Source organism: Lederbergia sp. B243.17, assembly GCF_057657925.1.
The window spans coordinates 87,154-98,569 of sequence record NZ_JBWBKF010000069.1; the positions used below are offsets into that span (position 1 = coordinate 87,154).

Consider the following 11,416-nt stretch of genomic DNA (forward strand, 5'->3'; position numbering starts at 1 on the left):
CGGAAAAGGAAAAGAGCCGACGGCAGGCCGCATAGCTGTTGTATTGAGCAGGATATTAAGAAATGATTATCCCGGTCACATTGATAACAGGGCGTTTTAAAGCTATAATTTAAAAGTAAAGCGTTTCCATTATTACATAGATTTATATCTTCAAATGAAAGGAGGAGGTGCGCGTGATAAAGAAAAAACCCGCCAATTATTTTTACAAAATTATAACTTTTGTCATTATTGTCAGCATTGTGCCTGTTATTATTGTCGGGATTTTTTCTTACAGCCGGTCAGCTTTGGTCATCCAGGATCATGTCGTTAAGGAAAAAGAGCAGAGTATTTATCAAGTGCAGACGAACGTTGAGCAAATTTTGAAATCGGTCGACCACGCATTGAACCATTTCGTCACCTCTTCCCAAATCAAGCAGGCCCTCCGCCAGCCTCTCATCGCAGAACAATTTCAGCTATACAATTTGCTGCGCGAGGAAATGAGCCAGCTGCAAACATATGATTCACGGGTCGAGGATGTCCTTCTCGTTTCCTTTGAAAACGATTGGCTGATCAACAATTATGGCTTGCAGCGCCTTTCCGCCGAACAGGTTGGACAGTTCAAAGACTCCTACTTATCGGTTCCATTCCGGTCCGCCTGGCTGCTTGAAGAGAAAAACAACACGCTATATAAGACACTCGGCCAGAAATCCTGCTCTTATTATACGAATATCGTAAAACAAGTTCCGCTGACGAGCGCGAATAAAACAGGCATTGCTCTCGCAACGATTCCAACATGCTCGTTCAGCGATATATTGAAGAAGTCGAGCAGTTCAGAAACAATTCTAATCCTTGATAACAATGACCGGATCATCGGCAGCAGCGACGGATTACATGTCGGGAGCATATACAGCAACAAGGATATCATCAAAGCAGTCAAAGATTCCGAAGAAGACTTCGGTCAGTTCGACACGGTACTTGAGGATTTGGATTACACAGTAACCTATAGGAAGTCGATTTATAATAGCTGGTCCTATCTTTCCCTCGTAAAAATCAGTGAATTGAACAAGCAGTCGAGCTCGATCGGCTGGTTTACTTTTATCATTTCAGCAACATTGGTCATACTTTCACTCATCGTCGCCCTTGTCGGATCCCAGAGGATTTATCGCCCGGTCCAGCGGCTTCAGGACTTCATCCTGCAATCGTTTAACCCGAAGGAAGGCATGCTGCCGCGCAATGAGTTCGAATTGATTGAAACGCAGATCCACCATATGGCGAAACAGAACATCACTTTGGAGGAAAAGCTGCAAAGCCAGGTAAGCCAGCTGAAACAGTTTTTCATGATCCGGCTGCTTGATGGCAAGCTGCAGAATGAAGAGCTGTTATCAAGGTTCAGCGCCCTCGGATACTCCCAGGATTGGAAACGGCTTTCTGTCCTCTCTCCAGATCGATTCGCTTGAGGGCTCCGGTTTTGACAAGAAAGAAGAGGATGTCCTGCTGTTCGTCATCAACTCGCTCGTGGAAAACATGATTCCGCCAGCATACAGGATGACGCCTGTCGTCAAAAACAGCACTCAGATCACTGTCCTGACAAGCAAACATGATACAGAGGAACATTATATTTACTATGTGAACAATATCGCTGAGACCTTGCAGAAAAAGGTGAAAGAAGAGCTTCAGCTAACGGTCAGCATCGGGATCAGCCAGTCATTTGACGACCTGTCGCAAACGAAAAATGCATACCGCGAAAGCTTGGAGGCGCTTAAATATACGCTCAAATACGGCGCCCAATCGATCATCTTCTTTGAAAACCTGGAGCGCGCCAATGCTTTCCACACCTATTTTCCAAAAGGGATCGAAAACGAACTGTTTGATGCCATCAAGGTCGGTGACAAGGAACAGGTTGATTCCCTGCTCGATGAGCTGCTTAACGCCATTTTTGAAAGAGATCTTAACCATTTGCAGTATCAGATTTCAATTGTCCGTTTTATGAATGACCTGATCGAGCTGATGCAGACCCTCGGTATCGATGTACTCGAACTCGAGGACAACAAGCTGATGTTCGATGAGCTTTACAATTTGAAATCGAAGCAGGAAGTTCGGGCGTGGTTCCAAGGGATGATTATCCATCCGCTCATGTCTAAAATTGAGAAACGTTCCGAATCGCAGTATAAAAACATCTCGGACAATATTATCCATATTATTCAGGAGGAGTTCGACACCGATCTGACGCTTGAAGTGATTGCTGCCCGCCTCCACTACAATCCGAACTATCTTAGCAGTATTTTCCGCAAGGAGATGAACATTTCCTTCAGCGAATATTTGTCGCTCTACCGGCTGAATATGGCAAAGAAATGGCTTCTGGAAACGCGCATGTCTGTCAAAGAAATTTCCGAGAAGCTCAATTACAACAATCCGCAAAATTTCATCCGCTCTTTCCGAAAGAGTGAAGGGACGACCCCGGGCAAGTACCGGGAATTGAAGAAGGCACTGTAGAAAGGAGATGCACCTATGACGAAGCTGATCGTAGCAAAAGACGGAAGCGGAGATTTCACAACCATTCAGGCTGCAGTTGATGCAGTCCCCGTCCACCCGCTTGAAGCCGTGACGATATTCATTAAAAACGGAGTATACGAGGAGACCGTCACCCTCCCTGACAATAAGCCCGATCTTTATCTTATTGGGGAAGACAAGGAAAACACGATCCTTACCAGAAGCACATATGCAAGGATGCAGGACAGCAAGGGCAAGGAGCTCGGTACCTTCCAGACCGCCACAATCTATCTTTTTGCAGATCGTATTTTTATCGAGAACCTTACAATCGAGAACAAGGCCGGATGGGGAGAGGAGATCGGTCAGGCGCTCGCCCTGTATGCGGCCGGAGATAAATGTACCTTCTCAAACGTCAGGCTCCTTGGCAATCAGGACACGTTTTACAGTGCAAGAGGACGGCAGTATTTCTTAAATTCCTATATCGAGGGGCATGTTGACTTCATTTTTGGCTCCGGTACCGTGTTTTTCTCCGAATGCGAGATTCATAGCTTACGGAAGGGATACATAACTGCGGCCTCGACACCCGCCGGCCAGAAATACGGATTCATCTTTCTCAATTGCCGTCTCACCGGGTCAGCGCCGGATTCATCCGTTTTTCTTGGCAGGCCGTGGCGCCCCCATGCCCATACAGTGTTTATCAATACGTGGATGGGACCGCATATACGCCCCGAAGGTTGGGACAACTGGCGAAATGCGGAAAATGAACAAACTGCGCGATTCGGGGAAGCAGATAGCAGCGGGCCGGGTGCTCATGAAGGCCGTCGTGTGCGATGGAGCAGGAAACTTAGCCCCGACGAAATCAAAAGGCATACGATTGACAATATTTTCAAGGCAGATGATGACTGGCTGCCTTTTGGGGAGGAAAAGTGATGGAAAGAATGCTATGGGAAGGGCCGGCTCCCTTGGCCCAAGGGGAGGAAAGAGAGGCCAGGCCCTATATGGAAGCCTTTCCGATTGAAAGCGGGAATCCGAAAGCGGCGGTGATCATTCTGCCCGGAGGCGGTTATCGCAGACGGGCCGACCACGAAGGGACACCTGTCGCGAACTGGCTGAACTCGATCGGCATTGCGGCTTTCGTGCTTCATTATCGGGTTTCCCCCAATCGGCATCCCGCGCCGTTGCTTGATGTCCAACGTGCCATCCGGATTGTCAGGCATGAGGCGGATAAATGGAATGTCGATCCCGAAAGAATCGGCGTTCTCGGCTTTTCCGCCGGCGGCCACCTTGCCTCCTCAGCGGTGACCCTTTTCGGCCGGGAGTTCGGTGAAAAGCAGGATGATATCGATGAAGAGAACCCGAGGCCGGATCTCGGCATTCTCTGCTACCCGGTCATCTCCTTCTTGGAACATGCCCATGAAGGCTCGAAGACCCATCTTCTCGGAGATAATCCGTCCGATGACCTGACCGGGCTCTTGTCTACTGAAACCCAAGTCAATGCCGACACGCCCCCATGCTTTCTCTGGCATACCGCAGACGATGCTTCGGTTCCCGTTGAGAACAGTCTGATGTTCGCCGCCTCACTCAGCAGGAACCGTGTACCATTCGCCCTGCATGTATACGAAAGCGGCAGGCACGGTCTCGGGCTGGCAGAAGAATTGCCTGATGTGGCCGAATGGACGGAGACTTGCGGAAATTGGCTAAAGAAGCAGGGATTTTGCTGAAAAACATGATAGAAAAAGGGTGCGGTCCAGAAATAGAACCGCGTCCTTTTTCGCCTGCAACTGTTCTCGCTGCTCTCATCACCAACCGCCGTATCAGCCTTGCTTGCCTTCAGAGTGAGCAGGGGCTGCAGACAACTGACTTTTCAGCCAATCAAATGATTTCTCACCGCTGATTTCATGGCCGCCTTCGAAGAAATGGAGTTTGGCCTGCCCTTTCGCAGAAAACTCTTCATAGATTTTTTCAATCTTTTCAAAAGCCGCGGCCGTATGTTTTTCCGGAAAGAGGTGATCCTGCTTCCCTGCTTCAACGAACAGCGGACGCGGTGCAAGAAGCCCGATTAAGTCGGGCATTTCTCCTAATTCCAGAATGCCCGGGATGTAGTTATCGAGACAATGCCTCCTGTCCATAATACTGCCGCGGAATGTATTCGTGTAACCGGATATGACCGCTGTCCGGATTCTCTCGTCAAGAACAGAGGTATAGGCGGCAACAAGCCCTCCGCCGGATATTCCGATGATGCCGATTCTCTCCTCATCGACATCACTGCGGCCGGCCAGATAGTCAATCACGCGCCGGCACTCGAAAATCCGCAAGCCCGCCAATGTCTTTCCAAGCAGCAGGAGCTGGCTCGCCAGTGAATAGCAGGAGTTGTCATTCGGGTTTTCCGGTAAGTCATCCGGCGCATACCTCCGCTCGCCGAAGCCGATTAATTCTGGAACGGCAACAATCATGCCCCTTTTCGTAAGCTCGATTGCAAAGTCCTTATGATAATCCGCTTCCCCGTCATGATCCTTCCCATCCGGGTTCATGCCGGCTGCCCCCCTGTTCCCGGGACCGTGCCCGTGCAAAGCGAGAACCGCAGGGAGTTTTTCCCCCGGCTCTGCGTCAGGTACGAGCAGATACATCGCCATTTTTAATTGCGGCAATGTTGTTATCTCAATTGAACAGCGGACATAACCTTCTTTTTGCTCCATATGGATCATCGAAGGTGCAAGCGGGGCAGAACTTGGAAATTCGCCGAGTTTTTCCTCAAACATCGCAGTCATCTGCCGCTTCCATCCCTCGTCATACACTGTCGGATGCTTAGAAATGGCCTCTTCATATAAATTGTCCAAAAAAGGGTGCTTTGCCCACATCATTATCGCCTCTTCCTTCACATTACGGTTTGTCTGCTTCTCCTAAAAATTCAACTGAATGCTCACTTGCCTCATCGATTTCAGCATATCGGCTTCCGATTTTTCTCGCCCGTTTCCCTTCTGTTGATGCATCCTCTGTCCTGTTTCCTCACTTTGATTTCTGAGCGGATTCATTAAATTCCTTAACGATTTGATCCCCGCCTGACTTTTTCCAGTCTTCTACCGCTTTTTCAAATCCTGCTTCATCAATTTTTCCTAAAATAAACTGGTATGTTGCATCCGTGATGATCTGGTTGAGAATTTCCCCTTTTTCAATGTACGTCGAGGAATCAAGCGTAATCGTCGGATCTTGGATGAGGTAGTCCTCGTTCTCTTTGACGAGTTCTTCCGCCTTCGCCTTTACATCATAGCTGTGCAGTCCCTCGTACCGGTCGTTGGAAGCCGGCTCGCCGATCTCAATAGCTTGGTATGGCTTCACCTCACGGTTCGTTACATCCGTATCGCCGCTTGGAAGTGCCGCCCCATCCTCCGTCGTGTAATGTTCGCCTTCAACTCCCCAGTAAATCAGGTTGGAGACTTCAGGCGTCATCAGCTTGTCAAAGAAGGCAAGAATATCTTTCAGCTGTTCTTCAGACTTCACCGCTGATTTCGGGAATAGGACAACCCCGCCATATCCTGGCAGCGACCAGATTCCGTATTTCCCATCGGGATTCTTGATCTGATTTTGCACATCGAACTCGATATCCGGATTGATTTTCACCGCGTCCGCATAAATCGTCAGGACGTCGCCCATCGAACCGATGTACATGCCGGCCTTGCCATTTTTCAGGAATGCCTGTTGGTCATCCTTGCTCGTTACAGGGAAATCTTGATTGATATAGCCATTGTCGCGGAGGTCTTTGAAAAAGTGAAGAGTGTCCATGTATTCCGGGAACATAAACTCCGGCAGGAGCTCCCCGTCTTTCTCACCCCATCCATTCGGCGTTCCATACCAGGAAGAAACAGTTTTGAATGCGCCATAAATGAGGTCACTCCGGTCTGTGATACCGAATGTATCCTTCTGGCCATTTCCATCCGGATCGTCCTCTGTGAACGCGCGTGCCATTTCATAAATATCCTCTATCGTTTCCGGTGTGCCGAGGCCAAGATTGTCTGCCCAGTCTTTCCGGTAAATAAGTCCCTGTCTCGAAGAGGGACGGCCTTGATACAGGGCATAATATTTCCCATCTACTTCCGTGTTTTGCATCGATTGTTCATTCAGCTTCTTTAAATTCGGGAACTCATCCAGATACGGTCCAATCTCCCAGAACTGATCATCGCGGATTGCTTCCTTGAATTGGAGAAAGGTCGTAATATTCCCAAGGAATGATACTTCCGGCAACGTTCCTGTCGCAAACGAAGAATTTAATTTCTCTATGTAGTTCCCATCCGGAACCCATTGCATATTCAGTTTTGTATCGGTCTTTTCTTCCAATATCTTCTGAATCTTATCAGATGGGACATCCGGTGTATGAAGCGGCGCCATTATGGTAAATTCGGCCTTCCCATCGGTGTTTTTTCCTGAAGCGCTTTCATTTGCACATGCAGAAAGCACACTCGTACCAAGCATGAGAGCCAATGCCATACTTGTCCATTTCCTTGTTTGTCGCAAACTTCTCATCTCCCAATCTATATTTGATGTCTTCTCCAACGTTAGCCGAAGATGGGCCGTTCGTAAATAATCACTCTCTATGATTCTGGCTTTCCGGCGCCTCTCATGATACCGACCTAAGCAAATGATTATGAGAAAAGGCTCGCTCTTTGATAAAAATCAGGCGTTCTTGCCAATTTCTGCACGCTTTGAGGCAGAAACGGTTCCGCGGCTTTCTTTCGCAAGCAGCGGAATGAGCCATTGAAACGCCGCCAATGCGAATAGGATCCAAGGCAGTGCCACTGAATGGATCTCCTTTGAAAAGAACAGAAAAATGATGATTCCTGTCCCCCTGCCAAGGTTGATAATACTCTCCCGGAGCACGACCGCTTCGACACGTAAATTTTCTTTCAGCGGAAGACGTCCGATCCAGCTATAATAATACGCTTCGTAGGAATTCGCCTGCAGCGGTTTGAAGATCGAATTGATCGACATAAAAAGAACAACCGACCATACAGCAATTTCTGAAAGCAGAAATGCGGAAGAAAGCGTAAGCCCTGCAGCTGCGATGGCAAGATACGCCACCGTCCCCTCCAGTCTGGCGAACCGCGAAATAATATAGCTGGAAATCATCGACAGCCCGAGGAACAGTACATTCAAATACGCGACAGGCTGTTCTCCTTGAAAAATCATATAAAGTAGAATCGATGGAATAAAGGACAAAATACCGTGCGGAAATCCGAGCACAAACCAGCCGACCAGCGCTTTGCGGAAGCCGGGCTCGCGCTTCAACAAAAGGGGCAGATACTTCATATAATACGCCTTGTGGCGGGTTTCTTCCTTCTTAATCCGCAAGCTTCCGGCAACAGCGACGACGAACATCACAAAAGCCGCCGCAAAGACGAACGTATACCCCTGGAAACCGGCAAACAGACCGATGATAAAGCCGGCGATTGCCGGTCCGGCAAGATTCGTTCCGTTCATAACGATTTGATTCCAACCGAGATAGCGGTGGCGGTTCTCGTCGTTTGAAACTTCATGGACAAGTGTAAAATAGCCAAGCCAATAAAGTGCCTGGGACACACCTTTTAAAAGGGCAAACGCGTACGCATACTCGACAATATGCTCTTGAGCGGCAAGGATGGAGAGATAGAAAAGCGCCGTCAAGAAAATCCCGAACCTGTAAGCAGCAAGCCTGCCCTTCTTCTTGGCAATTTTCCCACTCAAGAAAGTAGTCGCCGCCTGCGTGAGAATGGCAATCAGATTGAACATACCGTTGAGCAACAGGCTGTTCGTCAGCCTCCATAAATAAAGATTGAGGAAGATGAGCGACATTGAATTGCCGAATTGGTAAATGGCATGGTTCACGAGCGTGATGACCGCTTGGTTGGACATCCTTTTACTTTTTGAAAGTGTCAGCATGGCGGCTGGACTGCCCTCCTGGTGACAAGATGATCATAAAATTTGGCCGCTTCCTTCAACGGCGGCGCCTCTTTACCGGCAAGGCGATGAAGCTGGAGACGGATGAGCGTTGCCTGTGTGCTCGCATTCATATCTCCTTCGCGTAGACCCTTACTTAAATGGACGGGCTTCGGCATATAAGGATAAAATTCGTCCTCTTTCACTTGTGCCACATTCGGGGCGGACGGAGAACGGCCGATTTCACGCGAAAAAGCCCCGTCCGGCCGTTTCAGCTTCACAATATTGGCGATCGTGATGTCAAAAATCTCAGCAAGCTCCTCATCCGGTATGTCCAAAGCCAAATAGGCAAGAAGGTCGATTGGATTGCGGATATAACACATATCCTTCGCTTCTTCGCTCCGCAGGCAGGTGAGGATGCTTTCATACATCTTCTCTTTCCTCGGCATCGGAATTCCGAACCGGCTATAGAACGTATGCAGCTTGAACGTTCCGGAAATACGGACATATAAACTCCCGCCTCCCCAAAGGCCCGTATCCGGATCTTGAATCCCGGCCAGGTACCGGGTTGCTTCGTCGATGAACGGCTGCTGGCGATCTATTGGCATCTGTCCGATATATACACAGCTGGAGGAAAGCAGATCGCATCCCCTCCAGCTATTTGACAGATCGATACTCTTCCATTTTTCCAAATACGCTTCTGTGCTTTCCGCATAGTCCGGTGCTTTACGGGCTGCGTATGGCAGCGGATAAAGCGGTTCACTGCCGAGCTTTTTCATTGAGCCCGCTGAATAATTGAGCGCCCTGTGTACCATCACCTCATCCTGCCTCATGGCTGGGTTCCGATCATAGAAGTAGCCCGTATCCCTTTCTTGTTTCTCCCGGAAAAAACGCACAAGATTTGCCCGCATTGCTGCGGGCATCCTTTCCAATAAATGATTACGCAGCAGGATGTTGAGTGCCTGTGCCGTGGATTCAATATCAGGCGAAAAGCACTCATCTCCGATTGAGCTTCTGGCATAATAAAATCCGCCCGATCCGGGATCATATTGTCCGGCCAGCCATTTGAACAGACCGTTGTATTGGTCTTCCAAGCGCTCAAGCTTCTGATCAAAATTCATGAATCGGCCCCCATTCACTCTTTAATCGATCCGAGCAATGCCCCTTTTGTGAAGTGTTTCTGCAGGAAAGGATAGACGAGCAGAACCGGAATTGTCGCTACTACGATAACCGCCATTTTTACCGTAATTTCCGGAGGCGGTATATCGGTGAAAGCAGAGCTGTCATAGCTCAGCCCGCTCGCCAGAACAACAATCTGGCGCAATAAGACCTGAATCGGCCATTTTGCCGAATCGTTGATGTACAGAATGGCGTGCATATACGTATTCCAGTACGTCACCGCATAAAAGAGCGAAATGGTCGCAATCGCCGGCATCGAGCAAGGGATAATGATCCGGAAGAGTACCCCAAAGTCATTGCACCCGTCAATTTTTGCCGATTCCACAAGCCCCTCAGGCAAGCCTTGGAAAAAGCTTTTCAAAATGATCATGTTAAATACGTTGATCGATACCGGAATAATCAGCGCCGCCAATGAATCGAGCAGCCCTGTCTGTTTGACGATGAGGAACGTCGGGATCATCCCTCCATTGAACAGCATCGTGAAGATGACGAAGAACATGATTTGCTTCCTTCCGACAAGGTCCCTCCGTGACAGTCCGTAGGCGGTCAATGTGGACAGGAACATGCTCCACATCGTTCCGAACAGCGTGACTCCAATTGATACGAGCAGCGCTTTGAAGATCGTGCTCGTCGAAAAAATATATTTATAAGCAGACAAGCTGAAAACGGTTGGAAAGAGAACAAATTTCTTTTGCGCCAATTCTGCACTCGTCGTGAAAGAGCTCGCAACAACGTGCACGAAAGGGAGCACGGTGATTAGCGCGATGATGATCAATAGTGTCAAGTTAACCCAGTTGAATATGCGGCTGCCGAGCTGTTTGTCTTCAACCATTTGGTAATACCCTCCTTTTGTCCGAGATCAATAGATCCCCTCTTCTCCGACTTTCTTAGCAAGCTTGTTCGCGCCCATGACGAGAACGAGTCCGACAAGCCCCTTGAACAGGCCGATTGCTGTACTGTAGCTGTACTGGCCCTGCTTCAGGCCGGTCACGTACACATACGTATCGAAAATCTCCCCTACTTCACGGTTCGATGCATTGAGCAGAAGGTAAACGTGCTCAAATCCAAGCTCCAGCACATCGCCGATTTTCAAGATTAAGAGAACGATAATGACGCTTTTAATCGATGGCAAGGTAATATGCCAAATCTGCTGCAGGCGATTTGCCCCGTCCATCCGTGCCGCTTCGTACAGCTGCGGATCAACCGCGGCAATGGCAGCAAGGAAAATGATGGTCCCCCAGCCGGCTTCACGCCAGATGATTTGCATGATATACATCGGCCTGAACCATTCTGCATTCAGCAGGAAGTTTATCTTCTGAAAGCCGAATGTCTCAAGCAGTCCGTTCACAAGGCCTCCGTCCATCGTCAAAAGCACATAGGAGATGGAGACAATGATAACCCAGCTCATAAAATGCGGGATATAGATGAGTGTCTGGATCGTCCTTTTCATAAAGTGGATTCTGACCTCGTTTAGCATCAAGGCCAGGATAATGGGGATCGGAAAGAATATGAACAGATTCAGTCCGAATAAGATAAGCGTGTTTTTAAAGATGATCCAAAAATCAGGTTCAGAGAACAGGCGCTGGAAATGCTCAAAACCGACAAACTGACTGCCTGTAATCCCCTTATAAGGCTTGTAATCTTGGAATGCGATAATCAGACCGTACATCGGAATGTACTTGTAGATAAAAAAATACAAAAGACCTGGCGTCAACATTACATATAAAGTGGTACCTGTAGGTAGGACACTCGAAAAAAAGAGTGTTCAACCTGCAGGTGCTTTTTATATACTTGAAATTAAGAATATGGGATTAGGGGATAACATGAGCAAAGTAACTTTTTCGTCCGAACAGGTAAGTGC

At 48.5% G+C, this 11,416-nt stretch carries 9 protein-coding genes and 1 pseudogene; 4 read left to right on the plus strand and 6 right to left on the minus strand.

Annotation, left to right across the window (positions count from 1 at the left end):
- Positions 1–173: 173 nt before the first annotated feature.
- From AC0TWI_RS12600 to AC0TWI_RS12615, 4 genes are read left to right on the plus strand one after another with little or no spacing between them, the layout of a single operon-like run.
- Positions 174–1,436, plus strand: a complete 1,263-nt coding sequence (locus AC0TWI_RS12600) for a cache domain-containing protein (protein WP_488126687.1) — start codon at positions 174–176, stop codon at positions 1,434–1,436.
- On the plus strand, positions 1,348–2,472 hold the full coding sequence (locus tag AC0TWI_RS12605) for a helix-turn-helix domain-containing protein (protein WP_488126688.1): 1,125 nt from the start codon (positions 1,348–1,350) through the stop codon (positions 2,470–2,472). The genes AC0TWI_RS12600 and AC0TWI_RS12605 overlap by 89 nt, the downstream gene beginning before the upstream one ends.
- A gap of 15 nt (positions 2,473–2,487) precedes the next feature.
- Complete coding sequence (locus AC0TWI_RS12610; RefSeq protein ID WP_488126689.1) at positions 2,488–3,399, plus strand: pectinesterase family protein; 912 nt, start codon at positions 2,488–2,490, stop codon at positions 3,397–3,399.
- Positions 3,399–4,190, plus strand: coding sequence for an alpha/beta hydrolase (locus AC0TWI_RS12615; protein ID WP_488126690.1), 792 nt, complete (start codon positions 3,399–3,401; stop codon positions 4,188–4,190). The genes AC0TWI_RS12610 and AC0TWI_RS12615 overlap by 1 nt, the downstream gene beginning before the upstream one ends.
- A 93-nt stretch (positions 4,191–4,283) precedes the next feature.
- Here the strand turns inward: AC0TWI_RS12615 and AC0TWI_RS12620 are convergent, their stop codons facing one another.
- The 6 genes and pseudogenes from AC0TWI_RS12620 to AC0TWI_RS12645 form a co-directional block, all read right to left on the minus strand.
- The gene (locus AC0TWI_RS12620) at positions 4,284–5,330 is read right to left on the minus strand and encodes an alpha/beta hydrolase family protein (RefSeq protein ID WP_488126691.1); all 1,047 of its coding nucleotides are present in this window, start codon (positions 5,328–5,330) and stop codon (positions 4,284–4,286) included.
- A gap of 145 nt (positions 5,331–5,475) precedes the next feature.
- Positions 5,476–6,951 carry an extracellular solute-binding protein gene (locus AC0TWI_RS12625; protein ID WP_488126698.1) on the minus strand — a complete coding sequence of 492 codons (1,476 nt, stop codon included), beginning with the start codon at positions 6,949–6,951 and terminating at the stop codon, positions 5,476–5,478.
- Positions 6,952–7,137: 186 nt separating this feature from the next.
- A complete protein-coding gene (locus AC0TWI_RS12630) occupies positions 7,138–8,352 on the minus strand; it encodes an MFS transporter (RefSeq protein WP_488126692.1) in 1,215 nt (404 codons plus the stop codon).
- Between the two features lie 20 nt (positions 8,353–8,372).
- Positions 8,373–9,497 carry a prenyltransferase/squalene oxidase repeat-containing protein gene (locus AC0TWI_RS12635; protein WP_488126693.1) on the minus strand — a complete coding sequence of 375 codons (1,125 nt, stop codon included), beginning with the start codon at positions 9,495–9,497 and terminating at the stop codon, positions 8,373–8,375.
- 14 nt (positions 9,498–9,511) lie between these two features.
- Entirely contained in the window at positions 9,512–10,387 is an 876-nt protein-coding gene (locus tag AC0TWI_RS12640; protein WP_488126694.1) for a carbohydrate ABC transporter permease, read from the minus strand.
- A gap of 27 nt (positions 10,388–10,414) precedes the next feature.
- Positions 10,415–11,281 (minus strand): annotated as a pseudogene (locus AC0TWI_RS12645) (ABC transporter permease); the annotation flags it as partial.
- Positions 11,282–11,416 lie beyond the last annotated feature (135 nt).

Coding starts and splice junctions, on each gene's coding strand:
- AC0TWI_RS12605 (WP_488126688.1), top strand. CDS start 1,348: ATGAAGAGCTGTTATCAAGGTTCAGCGCCCTCGGATACTCCCAGGATT.
- AC0TWI_RS12610 (WP_488126689.1), top strand. CDS start 2,488: ATGACGAAGCTGATCGTAGCAAAAGACGGAAGCGGAGATTTCACAACC.
- AC0TWI_RS12615 (WP_488126690.1), top strand. CDS start 3,399: ATGGAAAGAATGCTATGGGAAGGGCCGGCTCCCTTGGCCCAAGGGGAG.
- AC0TWI_RS12620 (WP_488126691.1), bottom strand. CDS start 5,330: ATGATGTGGGCAAAGCACCCTTTTTTGGACAATTTATATGAAGAGGCC.
- AC0TWI_RS12625 (WP_488126698.1), bottom strand. CDS start 6,951: ATGGCATTGGCTCTCATGCTTGGTACGAGTGTGCTTTCTGCATGTGCA.
- AC0TWI_RS12630 (WP_488126692.1), bottom strand. CDS start 8,352: ATGTCCAACCAAGCGGTCATCACGCTCGTGAACCATGCCATTTACCAA.
- AC0TWI_RS12635 (WP_488126693.1), bottom strand. CDS start 9,497: ATGAATTTTGATCAGAAGCTTGAGCGCTTGGAAGACCAATACAACGGT.
- AC0TWI_RS12640 (WP_488126694.1), bottom strand. CDS start 10,387: ATGGTTGAAGACAAACAGCTCGGCAGCCGCATATTCAACTGGGTTAAC.